The following is a 22,213-nucleotide window of genomic DNA, read 5'->3' as shown; positions in this document are numbered from 1 at the left end:
ATTTTATATTGAAAGAGATTTGCGATTAGTTTATTTCCTAATAGTGTTAATTACATAGGCGGGGGATTCAATGGGGTTAGACCGGGAGTTTGACCAGCCTTTTGAAAATGTACATAAAATGGGGCTGGATGAATTATTTGTAAAATTGGATACGGATGAGAGTGGTCTTTCACAAATGGAAGCTAGCCGTCGCCTCGATACTTATGGAAAGAACATAATGGAGGCAGCTAACAAAATCACTCCTTTTCGCATGTACTTGAAACAATACAGAAACTTTTTTTCGATTTTGCTTGCGATAGGTTCACTCCTTTCCTTTTTGGCTGAATATCTTGATCCCGGACAGGGTAATCTCTATATAGGGATGGCACTTGCGGTAGTTGTCGTTCTTAATGCAACTTTTACTTTTATTCAGGAATACCAGGCAGAAAAGATAATGGCAAGTTTCCACCGGCTTCTGCCTCCCAAATGCCAGGTATTGAGAGATGGAAATACATTGGAGATTCTGGCAAGGGATCTGGTTCCTGGTGACATAATATTCATTGAGGAAGGAGACCGGATTCCTGCAGACGGAAGACTTATTGAAGAAAATTCCCTGAAAGTCGATAATTCTCCATTGACAGGTGAAGCTGAACCACAGCTTAGATCCCTCGAATGCACTCATCATAATATACTTGAGTGCAGGAATATGGTATTCTCCGGGACTCTTGTACAGACAGGAAACGGCATAGCGATAATAACCGGAACTGGTAACTATACGCAGATAGGACAGCTTGCCCGCCTGACACACTATACCGAATCTGTTGATACTCCTTTAAGGAAGGAACTCAACAATTTCATCCGCATAATCTCTTCCATTGCAATGTTATTAGGTATAGTGTTTTTTGCAGCAGGATATTATATTCAGGAGATTTTTCTTGCAAACCTCATATTTGCCATAGGCATTATTGTTGCCAATGTTCCGGAAGGCCTTCTTCCAACAGTTACGCTTACCCTTACTCTTTCTTCTAAAAGGATGGCAAAGAAAAATGCCCTTATAAAGCAATTGGAATCTGTTGAGACTCTTGGTTCTACAACTGTTATATGTACTGATAAAACGGGTACCCTCACCCAGAATAAGATGTCTGTGAATTCCATTACTATCGGTGCTGAGGAAATTGATCCTGAAAATAAACCTGCGGTTCCTGATGTATTTTTAAGGATCATGGGACTTTGTAATAATTCTCATCTTTCCAGAGATTCTCCCCGGGGGTATGTGGGAGATCCTACCGAAGGCTCATTGCTCGTATATGTGGATAAGTTCCTGGATATTGACAAACTGAATAAGGATTACCCCCGACTTGAGGAATTTCCTTTTGATTCCCTCACAAAGAATATGCAGGTAATTTGTTCCATTCCCGGAAATTCTCTTGAAGCCTATCTCAAGGGTGCCCCTGAAGTGATCATTGACATGTGCAGTTTTCTGATGACTAAAAACGGTACTGTTGAACTTAATGAGGAAAGAAAACAGGACCTTATGAAAAAAAATATTGAACTTGCGGAGAAAGGAGAAAGGGTTATTGCTTTTGCATACAGGGCAGTGGATGATATCAGGCAGTTTCAGGAAGGTTTTGTCTTTGTGGGATTTGTCGGTACTGTTGATCCACCCAGGCCACAGATAAAAGAGGCTATTGCAAAATGTCACAGTGCCGGTATAAAAGTGGTTATGATTACAGGCGACCATCCTGTTACTGCACGGTCTATTGCAAAGAATGTGGGTTTAAATGAAGATGACGAGAATTTGGAAATTATCACCGGTTCGGAAATCGAGGAACTCTCAAGGGATGAACTTGCAGAAAGGCTAAAAAAACGAAGTATTGTTTTTGCCCGTACATCACCGGTTCAAAAACTTAATATTGTCCAGGCATTTCAGGCAGCCGGAGAGGTTGTTACTATGACAGGGGATGGTGTCAATGATGCTCCTGCTATAAAGAATGCCGATATGGGAGTTGCCATGGGAAGCGGTACAGATGTCGCAAGAGAGGCTGCAGACATGGTGCTACTGGATGACAATTTTACAACTATAGTTAATGCAGTAGAAGAAGGAAGGCTTGTTTTTGATAATATCAAGAAATTCGTGGCATATATCTTAACAAGCAATGTGCCCGAAATCTTACCATTTATTGTATTTGTCCTGCTGGCTGTCCCTCTTCCTATGCCTGTACAGTTGATACTGGCAATAGATCTGGGTACCGATCTTATACCGGCTCTTGCCCTTGCAATGGAAAAAAGTGAAGGGGATATCATGAATAAGCCCCCGCGAAAAAGGTCGGAAAAACTTTTGACCGCACCCATACTTTTGACTTCCTATGGGATAAAAGGCCCGATTGAAGCTGCTGCCGGGTTTTTCTGTTATTTCGCAGTCCTGTTTGAAGGTGGATGGACCTGGGGCCAACAGCTCCCCTTTGATAATCCCCTGTACAGACAGGCGATAACTGCCTTCTTTGCAGCCGTGATAATATGCCAGATTGCCAATGTATTCATATCCAGGACCCGTCGTGACTCTGTATTTTCAAAAAGTTTGCTTGATAACAAAACTGTCCTGCTGGGTATTGGAAGTGAATTGCTTATCCTTGCTTTTATAATATGGAACCCTATTGCAAACCTTATATTTAATACCTCACCAGTGGCAATTGGATACATAGCTCTTGCAATTCCTTTTGGATTGCTTTTGTTATCCATAGATGAAATCCGAAAATACTTAATTCGAAAGGATGTGAAGGCCATTGAGCGGATTCTGGGATGGTGACAGTGGCTTCCCCATTTAATTCTAAGAAACATGGATAAATGGTTAAAAGGAGTAATTGGTGTATCGTCCACTACAACTTTTTAGTACCATTAGAACTATTAATTTTTATTCAGGCCAGTATGAAAATTTATATATGTTTGGTTTAAGGTGTATTTATGAATACTGTTGGACAGAAAATTTCTGCAGTGAAAAAGGATACATACAAACCATTGCTTGATAATATAATGCATGATCCTGTAGATTTTTTTGTTTTTCTTCTTTTTGTACCCTGGTTAAACATTGTGATATACTTACTTCTTCAATCGGATCCCTCGCTTGCAACGTACTTTGTCCTCGATTCAAATGATCCGTCTAAATTGCCCATGTTCTTATCAAATTATTCACATGTAGACTTGTCCCATCTGCTTTCCAATATGCGAAGTTATCTTCTTGTAACGCCTCTTATTATAGCCCTGAATTTTGAACGTATAAAGTTTAGAATTCACATGTTATTCTTTTTTTTGTTCCTACCTGTCCTTTTCTCAATATTAACACTCAAGGGTGTTCCTTCGGCAGGTACTGTTAATGGTATATCCGGTATTGTGGCAGTGATGTTTGGTTATCTTTTGTATTCTACATTTGCTTATATGGCACGGAAATGGGGTACTGGTAACCCGATTCATCTTCTGTTTGCAGTACTCTGTACCAATCTTGTGGTCATATCCCTTACTTATGGGCACTTGTGGCTAGTAGTTTTATGTTCTCTTATTGTATTTGCCAATATTATAAGGGGTCAGGAAGTGTTACACCAGATTGTTTCCAGAGCCGAGTTAATCCTGCGTAGATGGAATCAGGAAAATCTGGATTTAATTCATCGTCCATGGGGAAGAAAAAAACAGGAAAGAATTATTGAGATCGCAACTGCAGTATCTATTATTATATTCCTTCCGGCTACTTCTGCTTTTCTTTTTCCTGATAATATTATTTCTCCGGATGGTGTGCGCACGAATGTTCTCGTACATTATGTTGGTTATGTGTCCGGATCCCTGCTCCCCTTTATAACTGGTTTGTTGGAAGGTGATTTTAATTAATAGATTTTTAAAGTGCTGTATATATCAAAACAAGCGACTTTTTCAACCCTCACTTGGCTAAATATAGGAAGGTTTATCAATTATATAGTCTATTCTTTCGGTGTTGCCAGATGAAGGTTACTGCACCATCAATCGGTATTGATGCCACCTTACTACCCCTCTCAATATTTCACTCCGTCTGGCAACTTCCAATTTAATAATTTCTTGAGGTAATACTATGAATGAAATTATCAACGTACTTACAAACCCTGACAGTTTCTTCAAAAAAAAGATGACAGAAAGAATTCATTTCAAAATACCTTTTTTCATTGTGATCCTGAATGCCCTTCTGGGGGCAATTTCCGGTTACATAATGGTAAAGGCAATTTTATCATCAGCAGCTGTTGGGGTAGGATTTGCCAGTATAGGTGCCATTGGTGGTGCTTTGGGAGGATTTCTGGGCGTCCTGATAGTATGGCCGATATACACAGCGGTTTTCTATGGACTGTCAGCCCTGTTTGGCGGGGAAGGCTCATTTAAACGCAGCCTTGAGTTTGTAGGTTATGGTTACATCCCCGCCCTGTTGAACTCTATCTTTGGCCTTTATGTTATAAACCAGATATCAGCTTCTCTCCAGGCAACTGCTGCAGACCCTGCACAGATGGCCCAGATGCTTTCCAATGATCCCCTGATGCAGGTTGCAACACTTGTTGGTATCATATTCCAGCTGTGGAGTGCCAATATCTGGATTTTTGGTCTCAAAAATGCACGTAACTTAAATCTGCGGGGTGCCCTGATTTCTGTCGGTCTTCCTGTCGGTCTCCTTATTCTCTATTCCCTCATTAGTTATATTGGAGGAATTGCGTGAAAAAAAAGTAATATTTACTCTATTTCTTCTTTTCTCTTTTACTGACAGCTTCTGCCGATACAGAGATAAGTCCAACAGTAGCGATAAGTTACAGTGTAGAGCCACAGGCATTGCTTTCAGGTGACATCGGGACTGTTATTTTTAAAATGCAAAAGTATACCTGCTAAAAAAGTCTCAATGATGAATCCACTGGATGCACTGCGTTATGAGTGACCTGTTAAAGGGTCACATTTTCCTCCTCCTGACGCAATTTAGGGGAATCAATCCAGGCACCCGCAACCCTTGTTTCTCCGTTTTCTTCTTTTAAGGCGATACTGAACAATCCTTCTGAACCGTCTTCAAATGTAACTGTATAAACAATAGTTACAAACCTTTCACCTTCAACAGCCTTGAGGAATTCCAATGATACAGGTTTGCCTACGGTGGACATCAACATGTCGTTTACTTCATAGAAGGTTTCCTCAGGCAGGGCCTTTTTCATAGTAGGTGTGAATTTTTCCGAAAAAAGTGTATAATTGTCCTGTTGCATCCCTTTAATAAGCTGGTTTGCAATGGGGTCTGCATATTCCTTTGCACGTAGTTCTTCTGAATCATGTAGGCATCCTGCTGTTAACAGGAACAGAACTACACATATTATTACTATTTTTTTCATTTTTCCCACTTCCTCAATGTAAATATAAATGTGCTGCCAACCCCGGGCTCACTTTTCACCCTTATAGAGTCGCCCTGGCCTTCTATTATTCCCTTAATAATCGCAAGCCCAAGACCACTACCTCCCACTTTGCGGCGTGAGGTACTGTCTACCTGATAGAATTTTTCAAATATTTTATCCTGCTCATTTTCAGGTATGCCTATACCCCTGTCTGTGACACTTATTTCCACGAAATCTCTGATTTCTTCAGTTTTAATTTTTATGTTTTCGCCTTTATTGGCTGTGAATTTGATAGCGTTGTTGAGTAAATTGACAAAAACCCTCAGCAGTTTATCCTTATCTGCTTTGACCCGTGGATCATTATCCACTTCTCTTTCAATGGCAATTCCATACTTTGTTGCCATTGGTTCCATCATCTGGATTGCATTATCAATGATATCTTTGAGGTCGATCTTTTCTTCTTTGAAAACCATCCTGCCTGATTCAATGCGGGAAATATCCAGCAGGTCATCAACCATCCGGGATTGCCTGTCTATATTGCGGATTATGAGGTCAAGCATTTCTTCCTGTGTTTCTTTGTCACAGTCTTCTTCCCTGAGGAATTCACTTGATGTGCGCATGGCTGTTAGAGGAGTTTTCAATTCATGGGATACCATGGATAGGAATTCATTCTTCACGCGGTTGAGTTTTTGCAGGCGCTGGTTGGAATTTTCAAGTTGTTCGGTTTTTTTATGTACTTCTTCCTCTAATTTACGATTCCAGGATAAAAAGATCAATGATATCAATGAAGTGAAGAACAAAATGAAAAATGTCGTTATTATCATAAAGGTTGCCTGTTTCAGGTATATGGAGCGTACAATTGAGGTTATGAAAGGTACAGGTGTCACAACACCTACAGACCACACCTGATTGTACCATTTTATTGGTACATATGATACGAGTTTTTCTTCCAGTTCATTGTTTTCGTTGAGTTCCTCAAAACGACCCCCGCCTTCTTTTCCTTCTGTCTGTTCCCCAAGTATGTAAAGACGGTCTTGGTCGGGCTCATTGAGAATATCGAAATAATTTTTTCCTGTTTCTTTTGGGTTGTCACTGTGATACAGCAGTTTCCCCCTATCATCAATAATATAGACATAACCGGCTGATGAATCATAACTTTGTATGACCCTTTCTGTGATTTCCTCGATACGTATTATTGCCAGGACAGTTCCTTTGAAATCATTTCCAGAATAGACGGGAACCCAAACATACATTGCAAGTTCGTCTTCAAACGTGTATGTAGGATCGGTAATATAGGTCCTGCCCATTGATTTTGTTTTTTGGAAAGCTTGCTCCATATTGTTTTCATACAGGTTATATCCCAGAGGTGCTCTATCTTCAGGATAACCTGAGACAATGGTGCCGCTTTCATCAATATACTCAAGGGCATAAAATCCCTGCGACCTTTCGTAAAGGGATTTGAATGATATCATATAGAAGTCATCAGGAACTCCATTTTCAGCACCTGCTATTACTTCCAGGGCTACGATCTTCTCATTCAGAAACTCTGTGACGCCTGAGGATATTTGCTTTGCATTGAGGGTCTGTTGTTCTGTATATTGCTCCTCAAAGATTTCCTGGACCTCAAAGTTTGAACGTGCCCCCAAAAAAACAACAGAACCTATAAAAAGAAGGGCAATGAAAGTTATGATTATTATGTTATATCGTCGATTACTGAAAAACATGGGAATGATCAGCTTTGTGCCCGGCGCAATACCATTTGAATTCGGGCTTTAAGTTCTCTCAGGTTGAAGGGCTTTGTAATATAATCGTCTGCACCTGTCTCGATTCCTTCTACCCGGTCATCAACTTCGCCTTTTGCAGTAAGCATTATTATGGGGATGTGGTTATGCAGTTCATCTTCTTTCAGGTGTTTGCATACTTCAAAACCATCCATATCCGGCATCATGACATCCAGAAGAATAAGGTCTGGTATTTTTTCCTCAATTGCTTCGAGACCGGTTTTCCCGTTATATGCCTCAATAACATTATATCCTTCTGCCTGCAACGCTCTTTTTGCAGCAATTATGGCGTCGGGCTCGTCATCTATTATCAGGATGGTTTGCCTGGAATCTCCCATCTCTTCAAGTCTTGTTTGTACTGCTTTTTCAGATATGTTCAGTACATCTGCCAGTTCGACTGCAGAAAGGGCCGGATTCTTTTCAAGAAGACTGAGTATCTTATCGTCAAGTTCTTTTTCGGGCATAAGGACCACTAAATAATTTCGTTATTCCTATCAAATAGTCTATGCTATTAAAGCTTTTCCAAATATATGGAAGACCTGTTATTTAGAGATATAAGTTGACCATAATTAGAAAACCTTATAAAATATAATATTGTAAGTAAACAGGATGGATGTTCTTGAAAAGATATTCGGCAAGACTGCACAAATGACAGTTCTCAAAAACCTGATATCCCATAAGGGTGACTCTACCTATCTCTCAGGTATTGCAGAAGAGACAGGTTTGTCTCATTCGAGTGTTGCCCGTGTAATCGCACCTCTTGTAGAAACAGGTATCGTTAAAGAGAAACCCCTGGGAAAACAGATACGTACTTTCAGTCTCAATATGGATAGTGAACTGACACAGCTTGTCCTTGAATTCTATGATCGTATCCAGAAGTTTTCCGATTAATTCTTAATAGGATTTTTGTCCATCCAATGTTTCCGGATGTAGGCTATTGTCATTCTTTCCAAGCATGATTTTTGCAATACTGCCGGATATGGCCGCAAGGGTATTGGCTATGTGAAGTGTACAGACTGCAATTATTATTCCCAGACTGGCTGTTAAAAGTGCCCCGGGCAAGCTGTCTATCAGGATTATTGAATTTCCTAAAGACCAGTATATAGTGGTAAACGGTGCGAATATAAGTCCAAGGGTCAGGGTAAAGCAGATAGCCAGTACTATAAGTGTAAATATCCCGAAGGGAAATTTGATGAATAAAAACATCATTCCCTTCCAGGCAGTTGGATCTGCAAACCTGTTTTTAATGTCACCCCAGAAGTTTACAAGGGGTTTTTCCTCATAGGAAAGCGGCGTTATATCTACACCAAGCAATCTGGTTGCCAGTTCCCTTTCAAAATTCACCAATTCCCACCATGCTACCAGTACCAGCAGAAGTACGGGTAGTCCGATGATAATTATGGAAAAACTTAAGCCTACAAGCAGGCCAGATGTCAGGAATAAGAAATATGCGGTACCCAGGGGAAATGTGAATATGACATAAAGCAGGTTCAGGTACGTCTGGCGTTGAAAAATCACGCCAAAAAATGAACTGAACAATTTGTTTATGTTTCTCATCACAATTCCTGCTGTTTTATATTTCTATTATCGGTTGCGTTTATTCTTCCTGAGGATAAAGTACAGTATGGCTCCCAGTAAATGGGTAAACACAATAACTATTATCCAGATCAGTCTCTCATTGCTTCTGTCTGTTTCCTTTGTGATGCAATCTATAAGCATCCATATCCAGAATGCCGTTGCGAGTAATCCTATCCCCAAAAAGAAGATAACATTAAAGAAAGGTAGTGCTATCCAATCAAACATTCTATCAATCACCTCATTCGTTTCTTAAAGCATCTGTCGGATTCATCTTTGCAGCCTTGTTGGCGGGATATACCCCTGCTACAAGCCCTACAAAGACTGAAATTATAAACCCTGCTGCGATTTTGGATAAGGGGAATGCTACCGGCAAACCCATGTAACTTTCAGCTATGTAGGCACCTGCCATTCCCATCAAAGTTCCTGCAATCCCTCCGAAAAGTCCTACGATCATGGCCTCTACGATAAAGAGATTCAGTATACTTGTATTCGTATATCCCAGGGATTTCATCAAACCGATTTCCTGTGTTCTTTCAGTCACCGTGACAAGCATAATATTCATTATTCCGATTGATCCAACTACAAGGGATATCAGAGCGACAGCGGTTAGCAGTGCACCCAGTGAATCAGATAGTTGTTTTGTTTGTTCCAGGATTTCCACCTGGTCCATTATGAAATAGGGTTTAGCGTTGTCATTATCCATTTGTCTTGAGTCTATGCCGAACTGGCGTCCCAGCTTCTCATCAATCTCCTCTGATGTTTGCTCAACCACTTCCATACTTTTTGCTTTTATAAAAAATGAATTATAATGATTTTCTTCAAGCATGGAATTCATTGTGGAAATCGGTATGAATATTCTATTGTCAGGTTCAATTCCCGATTGTACCAGTTGTGTATCAGGACTTTGGAGTATTCCTTTTACAACAAACCTGTGAGTGATACTTTCTCCATTGTTTTTGGTAAAAGTCAAGTCGATTGAATTCTTATTGCCTACAGGCCTGTCAAAGATTTCTTCTGCAACTTCCGAACCAATCACTGCAGCATAGCTGTCTTTATCTGTCAGGAAATTTCCTTCCGCCAGCCGCAGGTTTGCCACTTCGGTGTAATCCTCTGTCACCCCCATTATACCTATATGACGCCGGGAAGACTGATAGCTGACAGTCGCAGTCTGGCTATTTATAGGTGAAATTCCGTCCACTTCCTGCAGATTGGAAATAAGGCTCATTTCCTCCTTGCCAAGAGTACCCGGTTCTTTACTTTCCACTATAATGAAATTTGAACCTACGGCTCCGATCTCATCGGTAAAAAACTGGTTGAAACTGGCGCCCAGTGACACATTGGCTATTACTGCTGCCACTCCTATTACAATTCCCAGGGTAGTTAGGAGGGAACGCAGTTTTGCACTGCGTATGCTCCCAAGGGCTATTTTGAATGCCTGTTTGGGATTTACCATGAGTGTTGCCCCTTAGTTCTTTCTTCTGTACAGTACAGCTGCAGGAATCAGCAGGCCAACAAGTGCAAGGGCAGCAACTGCAATATTGCTAATTCCGTTTTCGTCTTCTTGTACCGTTTTGAAAGTTTCCATTTGTGATGTGGTCTGGTGTTCATTCATTCCGTTGCGATATTCAACGGTTATTTCCAGAGGTTGTGTGATATTTTCTGTCACCTGGTTGGCTTCGAATTGGATGGAGAACAGTTCATCAGGTTCCATTGTACCCACGAAATATTCTCTGGGTGAAAATTCAATACCTTCTGCTTCTGGTATTACGTTGACCGAGTAAAGGGTATTCTGCCGTATATTTGCCACATCAAATTCTATTGTTCCTTCCCCGTTAACCAGGCTAGGGGTAATGGTTGGTATTACTTTTACATCCGCATTATCAATCTTTACAGGAATTTCCCAGTTGCAGTCATATATATGGGAGTTACTCTTGATTGCAAGATTCAGGTAATGAGTACCTGCACAAAGCTGCTCATCCATTTCAAGGTTATAAGTTATGTCCATCTTATCCCCGGGTCCCAGTAATCCGGAAGTATCGGATATGCTTGATACTTTAATTCCTTCATCAGCTGTCAGGGAAGATGACTGGACATGGGCATTGGTGTCGTACTCTTCACCATCAATAGTTACAGAATGGGTTGTTGCACTGTTTTTCAGGGTAAAAGTAATCGTTCCACTGTCACCTGGTGAAAATACTTCAGGCTCGGCACTTACTTCTTCAAGTTCAATTGAACCTTTGCTGTCATAGGCTGTTGATCCCACTTTGATCTCAAAGGTATTTTTCAACCAAATAGAATCTTCAGGTTGATATCTGATATCAAATTCGACAGATCCTGACTTTGCTTTTTCGTCCACGTACAGGCGATACTTATGCACAGATGCCGTGTCCGGTTTCAGTCTCCCGATATTTTTGGCAGCATTGGATGAGGAATCCAAAGCCAGTGGATATTCGGGGAACATTTCAATGGAGACATCTTCTGCCTCTCCACTTCCTATGTTTTCTATTTTTATCCATACGTCCACGTACTGGCCTATCTCGGCCGGTGAAGGACTATAGCGCATCACGCTTACATCGAGAGTGTTTGGCGATGAGACTGCTGCGGTTGAGTTAATTGGAGTCAGTGCGATAAGCAGTATCATGAGTGAAATATAAGTCAACGCTTTCCTGTAATTCATTTGTTTCACCTCAGTTGTTTTCTATGTATCCATCTTTCAGGTGTATGGTCCGGCTTGCATACTCAGCGGTTTCCGGATCGTGTGTTATCATTATTACTGTACTTCCCTGCCGATGCAGTTTGGAGAAGAGCTTCATTATTTCCAGACTGGTTTTAGAGTCCAGATTACCTGTGGGTTCATCGGCAAGAATTATCGAGGGGCTATTGATAAGTGAGCGTGCTATGGCAACCCTCTGGCATTGGCCCCCTGACATTTCGGAAGGTTTGTGATCCATCCGGTTTCCCAGTCCGACGAGTTCAAGGAGTTCAATGCCTCTTTTTTCCGGCTCCACGTTATCCTTGCTGTTCTCGTAGGTTGGAAGCAGGACATTTTCAAGAGCATTCATACGTGAAATAAGATTGAAATTCTGGAAGACAAAACCGATTTCCAGCCCTCGTAATTTTGCGATTTCACTATCAGAAAGTTCACTTATGTTACGATTGTCTATACGTACCTCTCCCATTGTGGGCCTGTCAAGGCAACCAAGCATATTCATAAGTGTACTTTTTCCGGAACCTGAAGGCCCCATTATCGCCACGAATTCTCCGCGGTTTATTGTGAGATCAAGTCCATGCAATATCGGAATTTCCTGATCAGCAAGCCTGTAGCTTTTGAGCAGGCCTATAGTTTCAATAGCAGGGTTATATGGTGTTTTGTATTCTCTTTCATGTTGATGCATATCTTCGCACCTCAACATTATAGCAAGGAGTGGCTATTTTTAGACAGGTCAGACTATGGCGAAGTTGCATATATAAGTTGCGATATATCGACTAGTTATTTTTAATATATTCAGATATGAGAAAAAAGTTAAAACTTAAAAGTTGAACCGACACCAACCTCTCTAACATTGCAGTATCCGGAAAGGAATATCTTTGCTTCAAGATCAGTGCAATGGCAGGGGTGGATATCTTTTACATTTCTCTGGTATAGATATTCTGCTGTGTTCCGGAGTTGCTGTCTAGAAGCAGATAAAAGGTGAAAACCACCTATAATATCAATAATTGTATCATTTTTACAGACCTGTTTTGCATATTCAGTTATATTGCAAATTCCCGAATGGGAGCAACCTGTTATGATGACAATTCCTTTTTCAGAGCACCACGCAAGTGCAGAATCATCATAAATTTCGTCTGGTGTGGTATCTCCTTTTGGATTTTGCTTTTCCCCAATTGCCTCCGTGGTTTCAAATTCCAGTTGTCGGGGAATTTCACCCAGGAAAACAAGGTTTTCGGTAACCCAGAAGGGTTTTGTTGTCAAATTCAGGTCAAAGTATTTTTTGAGAACTTCATCGTTTATGATATTGCCAATATGTGTTGTATTTTCAAAAATAGTAGGTGTCAGAGCAAGGGAATGGCACAAAAGAGCTGGGTTATGTATCTTTTTTCCCTGGAAATCCCGGTTTGTGTAGTACTTTACCAGTTCGGTCAATCCCCACGTATGATCCAGATGCCCATGGGATAATACTACATAATCCAGTCCTGCAGGATCTATTCCCATTAGAGTGGCATTTTTCAGGAACAAACCTGAATAACCGGTATCAAAAAGAACCCTCTTTTCTCCTTCTTCGATAAAAAAGGAAAGAGCAGGTTCACCTTCAAAATAATTGTCTATTAGGGTATTATTATCCACAAGCACTGTGATTTTCATAAAGAAAAAAATTGTGGCCCTGTTATTTAGTATTACCTTTTAGGGCATCCTGTACTATTTTCAGGGCGCAGAGTTCACCGCACATGGAACAAGCATCACTTCCTGTCTTGCGGCTCTGGCGGATGGCAGCAGGTTTTTCACTGTCAATTGCAACTTCAAATTGTTTCTCCCAGTCGAGGTCACGTCTGGCTTGTGCCATCCGGAGGTCTGTTTGTCTTGCCTTTTCACGCTGTCCATGCCGTGTAAGATCTGCAGCATGTGCTGCAATCTTTGTGATGATCGCTCCCTCCCTGATATCGTCTGCTGTGGGAAGGGCAAGATGTTCTGCGGGGGTGGTCATGCACAGAAAATCCGCTCCAGACATGCCGGCAATGGTTCCACCGATTGCGCCTGTAATATGGTCATAGCCGGGTGCAATATCCGTAACAAGGGGTCCAAGCAGATAGAGTGGGGCATCGTGACATAGTTGTTTCATGCTTTTCACACTCAGCTGTACCTCGTCAGCTGCCACATGTCCGGGTCCTTCCACAAAGGTCTGGACATTGGAGTTACGTGCCTCTTTTACAAGTTCACCCAGGGTTATGAATTCCATGAATTTTGCATTATCTGAGGCATCATGGATACAACCTGGACGCATCCCATCACCCAGGCTCAGGGTCATATCATATTCTCTTGCTATCTCTATCAGGTAGTCAAATTCACTGTAGAGGGGATTTTCCTGCTCATTGTGTATCATCCAGGCAATAGTAAATGAGCCACCCCTGCTGACAACATCCATTATCCTGTCTCCTTTACGCAGGCGTTGGAGAGCGTTCTGATTCACTCCTGCATGGATTGTCACAAAATCGACACCATCTTCTGCATGTTTGCGCACAGCATTGATGATGTCATCAGATGTCATATCAACTACAGTTTTTTGGGATGAAGCAGCCTGATAGATTGGCACTGTGCCAAAGGGTACATCTACGGCTTTCATGAGAAGTTTGCGGGTGGAATCCAGATCTCCCCCTGTAGAGAGGTCCATTATGCTATCTGCCCCGTACTTAACGGCAGTTTCTGCCTTTTTAACTTCATCTTCCACATCAACAAAATCCCTTGAAGTTCCGACATTGGCGTTGACCTTGACACCCATACATTTTCCGATGGCTTTGGGGGATGTTTCTCTGAGCACATTTTTTGGGATAGTAATGACCCCCTCTGCCACATACTTTCTTACGATTTCGGGATCAATACCCTCTTCCTCTGCAACCTTATTTATCTGCGGGGGTATATTTCCCTTCTTAGCTTCATCCATCAATGTCATTTTTAACGCCTGCCGTGCTTAATTTATTCCAGAATAATATGTATTCGCATATATAGGTTTCACAGGTGAAAAAAAGAAAAAGAAAATAGAATGAAACTCTATCGTTAACATTTCCTTCCATTAAATGGGTTGGATTGGAATAGTGAATATAAAGGAATTTCCTGCTCCGGGTTCACTTTCCACTTCTATCTCTCCGCCATGTAATTCTATATATTCTTTAGCCAGTGAAAGACCCAGGATACTGTCATGCGGTTTCATTCCGGATTCGGAATATATTTCTTTGAAAGGTCTAAATAATTCTTTCAAATGACTCGGGGAAATGCCAATTCCGGAATCATTTACTTCAAACTTCAGGTCATAACTGCTGCATTCGATACTGACATGTACACTTTTTCCTTCTGGACTAAGGTGTATTGCATTGACGATGAGGTTATATATTACCTGCTTGATTTTTACTTTGTCCACATTTATTTCCGGGATGTATTCAGGTATATCGGTAGTTATTTCAACATTCCTGTCCTCTCCAAAAGGTTTAAGGAGTTTCAAAATTTCATTGAGTAACCCACGAATGGAAACACTCTCAATATTGAGTTCCATTTTCCCTGCTTCAACATCTGATATTTCCAGAATATCATCAATTAAACTCATCAAATGTTCTGCACTTTTTTGTATACCTTGAATGTGCTTTTGCTGTTTTGGATTGAGTTTTCCATATATATCGCTCCGAAGCATCTGGGTAAAACCAATTATGGTACCTAATGGAGTTCTCAGTTCATGACTCAAATTGGCCTTTAATTCAGAGTTGGTTTTGCTTACTTCCCTGGCATGAAGCCTGGCTTCTGCAAGTTCTGCCTCAGCACGCTTATGATCTGTAATATCTTTTGCGAATCCGACTGTACCGGTAATTTCACCGGTGGTTGAGTCTTGTAGTGGATAACCCAAAAGTTCGAGCCATTGTGCTTCTGAGCCCGGTAAACCCGGTACAATATTTCTTTCTGTCTCGCCTGTTTCCATGCACCTGATTATCGGGCAGGTTGTACAGGGGCTGTCCCTGTCATGATATGCTTCATAACATTTCTTGCCTTCAAGTGGTATATTCTCTGCAAACCATTTATTCATGGCATCATTTACACGTACAATATTCAGGTCTGCGTCAAGTATGCTGACCCCGTCCTTTATGCTTTCAATGATGCTGTTCAGGAACAACTTGCTCTCAATCAATTCCTCTTCCATAAGTTTGGATTCTGTGATGTCTTTTGTGAAACCTAAATAGCGGGTGTCTGAAAGTTTAGTAGCAGTTACACGCCACCATCTTCTGTTTCCATCCCTTTTTACAAAATGGAATTCAGCATCAACAAATCCTTTTTTAACTAAGCTTCCAAATGCTTCAATGACCTTTTCATGATCTTCTGGGGGTATGAGGTCTATGAGGTTCATCGAGATGAGTTCCTCTTTCGAATATCCTGTTGTTTCACAGGCTGCTTTATTGACTTCAATATAATCTCCGTTTTCGTCTGCAACAAAAACACCATCAGGAGCATTATCAATGTAATTCCTGAACTTCGTTTCACTTTTCTTTAGGGCATTTTCCGTGTTCTTTAGTTCACTAATATCAATCCCGGTAGCCGCTATATACCGGTCGTTATCCTTTTCATTCTCATGAACTACGGCCCCCATCAACATAGGAAATTCGCTTCCGTCCTTATGTGTGTGCCAGATCTCACGATGCTTGTAATCAGAATCTTCAATGAGTTTATCTCTAAATTTGTGCGCATCTTCCAGTTGTTTCCCACTGTGGAAAAGAGAAATATTTTTCCCAATTAATTCTTCAGGAGTGTATCCATGAATATTTGCAAAATAATCATTTATGTATATGATATTGCCATTAAGCTCAACAATGAGGTTGCCGTAATTGGCCCTATCAGCTATATTTTTAAATTTTTGAATCTCTTTCCGGGCTAATTTGCGTTCGGTAACATCCAATCCTGAAGCGATTATGCTTTCTACTTTTCCATTATAATCTCTTAGCACTGAGTTATGCCATTCGATTATTCGTTCTTCATTGTCGGAAGTTATTACCGGGTTTTCATAACCCTGTACAATTTCAATTTTGCCTGATTCGATACCACTTAAGACCTGTCTGACAGGTTCTTTGTATTCAGGAGGAATGAAATTATCTATCCAGTTCTTTCCAATAATTTCGTTTTTGGGAAATCCAAGTAATTCTGAAGTCTTTTGGTTGGAGAAAGTAACTCTTCCTTCAGGATCCAGTACGACAAAAATGACTTCTGCGGCATCCAGACATTCACCTGTCCTTTCCTTTTCTTCCCTTAATTCTTTCTCTTTTGCCTTCAGATCACTTATGTCAAGCATCGAACCGATAATACCGGCAACGTTTCCATCCCTGTCATTATATGTTGCTTTGTAAAACCTAAATTCTTTATCTTTTCCGTCTGCACACCGGACCTTACTTTCATATATTTGCTTTCCCGGGTTGTTTATGAGTGCCATGTCATGTTCATGGTATATGGTGGCAAGTTCATGGGGGATATACTCAGGCAGTTCGAATAAAGTATGGTTAACTGCTTTTTCACATGGTATGCCAAGAATGTCTTTACAGAAGGTTTCATTAAATCCTTTGTATACACCATTTACATCCTTATAAAAAATAGGACCAGGAATAGTATCCATCAATTTTTTTAGGAATTTGGCCCGATCATCAAGACAGGTTTTTGTCTGTTCAAGTTCATTTTCGCTTTTAATCCTTAAGATCAAGTTTCCTATCTGGCCGGCAATAGATTCCAGAATTATTTTTGTATCTTCAGCAATTCCTTCAGGATTAAATGACAAAATTATAAATGAAGCAATTACCTCTCCATCATCTTTCTTTATAGGAATGACGGCAACTGTTTCCATTTCTTTGATATATTCTTTGTCCTGGAGTGTTCCTGCAATTTCTTCAGGTGACATATAACGAATTTTACCTTCTTCAACGATCTTTGCCTGTAATGAATCCGCAGGGTAATGCTGGATATTTTTCAAGATGTCTTCAGGTATGTCTCCCCCATAGGCTATGAGGTCTGATCCACCATTTTTTGATTTGAGATATATCGCTGTGACATCAATATCTTTCAGGGAAAGAATATGTTTTGATAGAGAATGAAAAGCAGCTTGTAAACTATTTGATGAACCAAGTTCAATAGCAATATCCCTTTGGAGGACTAGAAGTTTTTCCTTCTCCACTAAAAGCACTCTCCAGTGTAAGTATAATGATTTTTAGGCATATAGTGTTTTACATAACTATAATTTTAATCATGTTATGTATATACAAAAAAGTTGTATTGATTTCAACTTTTAAATGTATTTGTTTGTATATAAACAAACAATATAACTTCTTGCCTTAATAAATATTTAAAGAAATGTTTCCAGCTACCTTTATGTAACCATGGCCACATCTAAATGTCCTGTACATGACTGTTGTTGTATTTGCTGAAAAAAACAAGGCTGCAGCCAAACTTGCGACTATTTTGAGCGGAGGAAATAGTACCAGAGAGCATATGGCTGACCTGCCGGTGTATTCCTTTGTGGCTAAAGGAGAGGAATACAAAATAATAGGTCTTGCCGGACACATTACATCCTATGATTTTGATCCGGCTTACCGGGACTGGAAGGCAATTGATCCTGCTGTCCTGCTGACAACCAACCCTATTAAAAATATCACCAAGAAAAACTATGAACGGGCTGTCAGGCAACTTGCAAAACAAGCAGATTCCATTGTACTTGCCTGTGACTATGATCGGGAAGGAGAAAATATCGGCTTTGAGGCACGTGATATTGCTCTGCAGGTGAGGAAAGTGCCGGTAAAAAGGGCCAGGTTTTCTTCCCTGTCTGCAAATGAGGTGCAAAAGGCTTTCGATAATCTTGTAGAGCCGGATGCCAATCTGGCCCTGTCCGCGGATACCCGCCAGATACTTGACCTGAGAATGGGTGCGGCTTTCACCCGTTTTATGACCCTTGCTGTCCGCGAGAAGGCATACACAAAAAACATCCTGTCAATTGGTCCCTGTCAGACTCCAACCTGCGGTTTTGTATATGAAAGGGAAAAAGCCATCCGTGATTTTAAACCCGAGGATTTCTGGAAGATAGAAGCGGTTTTCCAGGCAGGATCCAGTGAATTTGAAGGTGTGCACCGTAAAGGCAACATTCGGGATGTTGAACTTGCAAAACAGATATATGAAAAATTGGAAGGCATCAAAGAAGCGACAGTTTTCCGTCTCAATATCAAAGAAAAACAGATAAATCCTCCTTATCCCCTAAATACGAATGAATTTCTTAAACGGGCATCCAAATTCCTGGATATCAGTCCGGAAAAGGCTCTGGAACTTGCAGAGCAGCTTTACCTGGCCGGCTTTATCAGTTATCCCAGGACAGAAACAAACCGCTATCCTGAAGACCATGATTTCAAATCGATGCTTAAAAACCTACTCCGGATAGGTGAATACGCCTCCTTTGCAGAAAACTTACTCAAAACAACAGTATCTCCCCGTAATGGGAAAAAGGATGGCCATGATCACCCACCTATCCATCCTATAAAGGCAGTTTCCGAAAAACAGATCAAAAATGCAGTTAAACTGGATAATTCCTGGAAAGTATATGACCTGATTGTGCGTCATTTTCTTGCTAACCTTATGGATCCTGCCCTATTTGAAAAAACTCACATGGAAGTGCATGTGAAGGATGAGCCTTTTGATTGTAAGGGTTCGGTTATGAAATCTGAAGGATGGAAACAGGTCTATCCGTTTGAGATATCAAAAGAAAACCTCCTCCCTCCTGCAGCAGAAGGGGATAAGGTGGCTGTAAACAAACTCACAAACACCAAATCCCAGACCACACCCCCCAAACGTCTAACTGAGGCGGAACTTCTGACCCTCATGGATAAACATGGTATTGGAACCAAGGCAACAGCCCCCTCACATATCGAAACAAACAAGAAAAGAGGCTATTTTGAGATTAAAGGCAAGACCATTTCTATGCTGGACACCGGTTTTAATCTCATGGATGCGCTGGGTGTTTCAGTACCTATATTGATACAACCTGAAATCAGGGCAAAAATTGAAGGGTTGATAGAGGATGTTGAGGAAGGGAAGAAACCCTTTGCCGAGGCCATCAGTGAAGGTACCGTCCTTATACAGAAAATGTATACCCGGCTCAAGTCCGGTAAAGGCGATATTGTGTTGCGTATTGCAGGTTCTATAAAGGATGAAAAACTGGCTGAAGATAAGAATAATCACATTGGCAAATGCGATAAATGTGGCAGGACACTGAGTATTATACGTACTGATAAGGGTCGTTTTGTAGGTTGCAGCGGTTATCCGGAATGTCGCAATACGTATCCTCTTCCCCGAAAAGGTTCCCTGGATGTAATGCGCTCCCGGGGGTGCAAAAACGGTGGATTTGCCGTACTCAAGGTCAGCGGTGGAAAATATTACTGGAGCGTAGGGATTGGTCCTTGTTTTAATTGTGAAAAACAAAAACTATGCTTCCCGCCTACTGTGATAGGTAAATGTCCTTCCTGTGGCTGTGACATGATATTGATTGAAACCAAAGATTCGAAATTCCTGGGATGTGCAAGACGCTGTGGTTTTACGTGTTCATATCCCCAAAAGGGTCGTGTTACACTTCGGGATGAGACCTGTGAAGAATGTGGGTGGAAAATAGTCAGGGTAAAGGAACCCAAGAAGGACGCCAGGCATTATTGCATTAACCGCAAATGCAATAAAAAATTCAAGAATCTGCTTTGAGGTTATATTATGTGTCCCAAAGGGACTTACTGCCTTATACTGAAAACGGGTGGTTGTACGGTTAGTGTAGGCAGTCTCAAATCCATAGTATTTGAAGCAGGTTTTTATGTATATGTGGGGTCTGCTCTGGGTCCCGGCGGACTCAAACGTATGCATCGCCATCAAAAGTTTGCCCGGGAAAAGGACAAAAAACCCAGATGGCATATTGATTATTTACTTATCCGTCCGGATTTTGAATTTGTGGATGCTGTCTACACCTGCTCTGAAAAACATATCGAATGTTGCATTGCTGGCAACCTGCAGGGTAATTATGTGTCGAACTTCGGTTGTTCGGATTGTTCCTGTCAATCCCATCTTTTCTACAGGTTGACCTATCCTGTAAATGAAATAAAATCAGCAATCGAGGAAATCGGGCAAAAACCAAGAACATTGAGTGAAAATGATGATTCCTGAGAATCACCATTCATTTTCAAAATCATCCCTGTATGTAATTTCTGCCAGGGATTTCCTTGTGGATGACCTTTCCTCGTCTGTGGGATGGCCGATGGCGATAACCGCCATAAGTTCCATATATGCCGGTGCTTTGAGAATTGAGTTCACTTTCTCATCCTGATTGAGTATTTCTCCCAGCCAGACAGCACCCAGGCCAAGTTCATTACATGCAAGAAGCATGTTCTCTATCGAAGCACCTATGGACTGGATGTCCTTGGTACGGTTGTATCCGCTTTCCTTATCTAAATAGAAAGCAACAAGTACTTTTGCCCCTTTCACAGTGTCACTGTAATGGGTACAACCGGCTAGTTGAGCGATAGTATCTTCCCTGCGAATCACCACAAATTTCCAGGGCTGGTTATTGAGTCCCGAAGGGGCCCAGCGGGCACATTCCAACAGAGTTGTGACGGTCTCATCATCCACATCCTTTTCCGTAAAACGGCGTACACTTCTGCGGTTGTAGATATTATCTAAGGTGTTCATGTTTTCCTCCAAAAAAGGAAAGGGAAAAAGAGAGAAAAAGATTACTTTTCGTTGAGTTCACTGTTAAGCCAGGGCATCATTGCACGCAGTTTCCTGCCTACCTCTTCAACCGGATGTTCCCTATCCTGACGTTCCATCGCTTTAAGGACAGGATTGTTGGCTTTATTTTCCAGTACGAAATCTTTTGCAAATTCACCATTCTGGATGCGATCCAGGGCTTCATACATTGCCAGTCTGGACTCATCGTTGATGACCCTGGGTCCAACTGTCATTCCACCGTATTCTGCTGTGTTGGAGACAGAGTACCACATTTTTTCCAGTCCGCCTTCGTGGATGAGGTCTACGATAAGTTTTACTTCGTGCAGTGTTTCAAAATATGCCATTTCCGGTTTGTAACCTGCTTCGACAAGAACTTCAAAGGAATTTTTGATCAGGGAAGCGACACCACCACAGAGGTCTACCTGTTCACCGAAAAGATCGGTCTCGGTTTCCTCACGGAAAGTTGTTTCGATGACACCCGCACGGGTACATCCCACACCCCGGGCATGGGCAAGGGCCAGTTTCTTTGCATTGCCTGTAGCATCCTGGTAGATCGCGATCAGACCGGGCACACCGGCATTGTCCATGTAGGTCCTCCTGACCAGATGTCCCGGACTCTTTGGAGCAACCATGTAGACATCAACATCTGCAGGGGGAACGATCTGGTTGTAGTGGATGTTGAATCCGTGGGAGAAGACAAGTGCATTACCTCCTTCAAGTCCAGGTTCGATTTTATCCCTGTATACATCAGCCTGTACCTCGTCGGGCATGAGAATCTGGATAATGTCGGCTTCCCTTGAAGCATCTTCAACAGACATTACCTTCAGGCCATCTTCTTCTGCCTGTTTCCAGCGTCTGCTACCAACCCTCAGGCCGATTACTACATCAAGACCGGAGTCATGAAGGTTCTGTGCCTGTGCATGTCCCTGGCTGCCATAACCTATAACTGCAATCTTCTTGTTATCCATCACTGAAAAATCAGCATCTTCATCGTAATATAACTCTACCATTTATTTCAA

The 22,213-nt window shown here is 41.4% G+C and carries 19 protein-coding genes; 6 read left to right on the top strand and 13 right to left on the bottom strand.

Annotated features, from left to right (window positions below; translation table 11 throughout):
• Positions 1-70: 70 nt before the first annotated feature.
• The 3 genes from BHR79_RS09550 to BHR79_RS09540 all read left to right on the top strand — a co-directional run bounded on the left by BHR79_RS09550 (position 71) and on the right by BHR79_RS09540 (position 4,702).
• Positions 71-2,785: a cation-translocating P-type ATPase gene (locus BHR79_RS09550; RefSeq protein ID WP_072562101.1), complete on the top strand. Its 2,715-nt coding sequence runs from the start codon at positions 71-73 to the stop codon at positions 2,783-2,785.
• Between the two features lie 155 nt (positions 2,786-2,940).
• A complete protein-coding gene (locus BHR79_RS09545; RefSeq protein ID WP_072562100.1) occupies positions 2,941-3,855 on the top strand; it encodes a hypothetical protein in 915 nt (304 codons plus the stop codon).
• A 217-nt stretch (positions 3,856-4,072) separates the two neighbouring features.
• Positions 4,073-4,702 (top strand): YIP1 family protein, encoded by a 630-nt coding sequence (locus BHR79_RS09540; RefSeq protein WP_072562099.1) that lies wholly within the window; start codon positions 4,073-4,075, stop codon positions 4,700-4,702.
• Between the two features lie 217 nt (positions 4,703-4,919).
• On the opposite strand, the gene BHR79_RS09535 is transcribed toward BHR79_RS09540, so the two are convergent.
• From BHR79_RS09535 to BHR79_RS09525, 3 genes are read right to left on the bottom strand one after another with little or no spacing between them, the layout of a single operon-like run.
• Positions 4,920-5,354 (bottom strand): DUF3887 domain-containing protein, encoded by a 435-nt coding sequence (locus tag BHR79_RS09535; protein ID WP_072562098.1) that lies wholly within the window; start codon positions 5,352-5,354, stop codon positions 4,920-4,922.
• On the bottom strand, positions 5,351-7,078 hold the full coding sequence (locus BHR79_RS09530) for a sensor histidine kinase (RefSeq protein WP_072562097.1): 1,728 nt from the start codon (positions 7,076-7,078) through the stop codon (positions 5,351-5,353). The genes BHR79_RS09535 and BHR79_RS09530 overlap by 4 nt, the downstream gene beginning before the upstream one ends.
• An 8-nt stretch (positions 7,079-7,086) precedes the next feature.
• Positions 7,087-7,599, bottom strand: coding sequence for a response regulator (locus BHR79_RS09525; protein WP_072562096.1), 513 nt, complete (start codon positions 7,597-7,599; stop codon positions 7,087-7,089).
• Between the two features lie 145 nt (positions 7,600-7,744).
• Between BHR79_RS09525 and BHR79_RS09520 the strand changes: the two genes are divergently transcribed.
• Positions 7,745-8,026, top strand: coding sequence for a MarR family transcriptional regulator (locus BHR79_RS09520; protein ID WP_072562095.1), 282 nt, complete (start codon positions 7,745-7,747; stop codon positions 8,024-8,026).
• A 3-nt stretch (positions 8,027-8,029) separates the two neighbouring features.
• On the opposite strand, the gene BHR79_RS09515 is transcribed toward BHR79_RS09520, so the two are convergent.
• From BHR79_RS09515 to BHR79_RS09480, 8 genes are all read right to left on the bottom strand, one after another.
• Positions 8,030-8,692 (bottom strand): sensor domain-containing protein, encoded by a 663-nt coding sequence (locus tag BHR79_RS09515; RefSeq protein WP_072562094.1) that lies wholly within the window; start codon positions 8,690-8,692, stop codon positions 8,030-8,032.
• A 27-nt stretch (positions 8,693-8,719) separates the two neighbouring features.
• Positions 8,720-8,938 carry a PLD nuclease N-terminal domain-containing protein gene (locus BHR79_RS10850; RefSeq protein ID WP_072562093.1) on the bottom strand — a complete coding sequence of 73 codons (219 nt, stop codon included), beginning with the start codon at positions 8,936-8,938 and terminating at the stop codon, positions 8,720-8,722.
• A 13-nt stretch (positions 8,939-8,951) separates the two neighbouring features.
• On the bottom strand, positions 8,952-10,166 hold the full coding sequence (locus BHR79_RS09505) for an ABC transporter permease (RefSeq protein WP_072562092.1): 1,215 nt from the start codon (positions 10,164-10,166) through the stop codon (positions 8,952-8,954).
• A gap of 12 nt (positions 10,167-10,178) precedes the next feature.
• Complete coding sequence (locus tag BHR79_RS09500) at positions 10,179-11,390, bottom strand: COG1361 S-layer family protein (protein ID WP_072562091.1); 1,212 nt, start codon at positions 11,388-11,390, stop codon at positions 10,179-10,181.
• Between the two features lie 10 nt (positions 11,391-11,400).
• Complete coding sequence (locus BHR79_RS09495; protein WP_072562090.1) at positions 11,401-12,108, bottom strand: ABC transporter ATP-binding protein; 708 nt, start codon at positions 12,106-12,108, stop codon at positions 11,401-11,403.
• Between the two features lie 128 nt (positions 12,109-12,236).
• Complete coding sequence (locus BHR79_RS09490) at positions 12,237-13,076, bottom strand: MBL fold metallo-hydrolase (RefSeq protein ID WP_072562089.1); 840 nt, start codon at positions 13,074-13,076, stop codon at positions 12,237-12,239.
• A 22-nt stretch (positions 13,077-13,098) separates the two neighbouring features.
• Positions 13,099-14,379 carry a phosphomethylpyrimidine synthase ThiC gene (gene thiC / locus BHR79_RS09485; protein WP_072562088.1) on the bottom strand — a complete coding sequence of 427 codons (1,281 nt, stop codon included), beginning with the start codon at positions 14,377-14,379 and terminating at the stop codon, positions 13,099-13,101.
• A gap of 120 nt (positions 14,380-14,499) precedes the next feature.
• Positions 14,500-17,622, bottom strand: coding sequence for a PAS domain S-box protein (locus BHR79_RS09480; protein ID WP_072562087.1), 3,123 nt, complete (start codon positions 17,620-17,622; stop codon positions 14,500-14,502).
• Positions 17,623-17,849: 227 nt separating this feature from the next.
• On the opposite strand from BHR79_RS09480, the gene BHR79_RS09475 reads away from it, so the two are divergent.
• Positions 17,850-20,180 carry a DNA topoisomerase I gene (locus BHR79_RS09475; protein ID WP_072562086.1) on the top strand — a complete coding sequence of 777 codons (2,331 nt, stop codon included), beginning with the start codon at positions 17,850-17,852 and terminating at the stop codon, positions 20,178-20,180.
• A gap of 9 nt (positions 20,181-20,189) precedes the next feature.
• A complete protein-coding gene (locus BHR79_RS09470; RefSeq protein WP_072562085.1) occupies positions 20,190-20,633 on the top strand; it encodes a GIY-YIG nuclease family protein in 444 nt (147 codons plus the stop codon).
• A 3-nt stretch (positions 20,634-20,636) separates the two neighbouring features.
• Here the strand turns inward: BHR79_RS09470 and BHR79_RS09465 are convergent, their stop codons facing one another.
• Both BHR79_RS09465 and ilvC read right to left on the bottom strand, forming a co-directional pair.
• Positions 20,637-21,155 (bottom strand): nitroreductase family protein, encoded by a 519-nt coding sequence (locus BHR79_RS09465; protein ID WP_072562084.1) that lies wholly within the window; start codon positions 21,153-21,155, stop codon positions 20,637-20,639.
• A 41-nt stretch (positions 21,156-21,196) separates the two neighbouring features.
• The gene (gene ilvC, locus BHR79_RS09460) at positions 21,197-22,204 is read right to left on the bottom strand and encodes a ketol-acid reductoisomerase (RefSeq protein WP_072562083.1); all 1,008 of its coding nucleotides are present in this window, start codon (positions 22,202-22,204) and stop codon (positions 21,197-21,199) included.
• Between the last annotated feature and the right edge of the window lie 9 nt (positions 22,205-22,213).

The organism is Methanohalophilus halophilus, assembly GCF_001889405.1.
Lineage (GTDB): Archaea > Halobacteriota > Methanosarcinia > Methanosarcinales > Methanosarcinaceae > Methanohalophilus > Methanohalophilus halophilus.
The sequence above is the reverse complement of the archived record's forward strand: the minus strand, read 5'-3'. Positions and strand labels throughout refer to the sequence as shown.

Coding starts and splice junctions, on each gene's coding strand:
- BHR79_RS09475 (WP_072562086.1), top strand. CDS start 17,850: ATGACTGTTGTTGTATTTGCTGAAAAAAACAAGGCTGCAGCCAAACTT.
- BHR79_RS09540 (WP_072562099.1), top strand. CDS start 4,073: ATGAATGAAATTATCAACGTACTTACAAACCCTGACAGTTTCTTCAAA.
- BHR79_RS10850 (WP_072562093.1), bottom strand. CDS start 8,938: ATGTTTGATTGGATAGCACTACCTTTCTTTAATGTTATCTTCTTTTTG.
- thiC (WP_072562088.1), bottom strand. CDS start 14,379: ATGACATTGATGGATGAAGCTAAGAAGGGAAATATACCCCCGCAGATA.
- BHR79_RS09505 (WP_072562092.1), bottom strand. CDS start 10,166: ATGGTAAATCCCAAACAGGCATTCAAAATAGCCCTTGGGAGCATACGC.
- BHR79_RS09500 (WP_072562091.1), bottom strand. CDS start 11,390: ATGAATTACAGGAAAGCGTTGACTTATATTTCACTCATGATACTGCTT.
- BHR79_RS09530 (WP_072562097.1), bottom strand. CDS start 7,078: ATGTTTTTCAGTAATCGACGATATAACATAATAATCATAACTTTCATT.
- BHR79_RS09525 (WP_072562096.1), bottom strand. CDS start 7,599: ATGCCCGAAAAAGAACTTGACGATAAGATACTCAGTCTTCTTGAAAAG.
- BHR79_RS09535 (WP_072562098.1), bottom strand. CDS start 5,354: ATGAAAAAAATAGTAATAATATGTGTAGTTCTGTTCCTGTTAACAGCA.
- ilvC (WP_072562083.1), bottom strand. CDS start 22,204: ATGGTAGAGTTATATTACGATGAAGATGCTGATTTTTCAGTGATGGAT.
- BHR79_RS09495 (WP_072562090.1), bottom strand. CDS start 12,108: ATGCATCAACATGAAAGAGAATACAAAACACCATATAACCCTGCTATT.
- BHR79_RS09490 (WP_072562089.1), bottom strand. CDS start 13,076: ATGAAAATCACAGTGCTTGTGGATAATAATACCCTAATAGACAATTAT.
- BHR79_RS09465 (WP_072562084.1), bottom strand. CDS start 21,155: ATGAACACCTTAGATAATATCTACAACCGCAGAAGTGTACGCCGTTTT.
- BHR79_RS09515 (WP_072562094.1), bottom strand. CDS start 8,692: ATGAGAAACATAAACAAATTGTTCAGTTCATTTTTTGGCGTGATTTTT.
- BHR79_RS09470 (WP_072562085.1), top strand. CDS start 20,190: ATGTGTCCCAAAGGGACTTACTGCCTTATACTGAAAACGGGTGGTTGT.
- BHR79_RS09545 (WP_072562100.1), top strand. CDS start 2,941: ATGAATACTGTTGGACAGAAAATTTCTGCAGTGAAAAAGGATACATAC.
- BHR79_RS09550 (WP_072562101.1), top strand. CDS start 71: ATGGGGTTAGACCGGGAGTTTGACCAGCCTTTTGAAAATGTACATAAA.
- BHR79_RS09520 (WP_072562095.1), top strand. CDS start 7,745: ATGGATGTTCTTGAAAAGATATTCGGCAAGACTGCACAAATGACAGTT.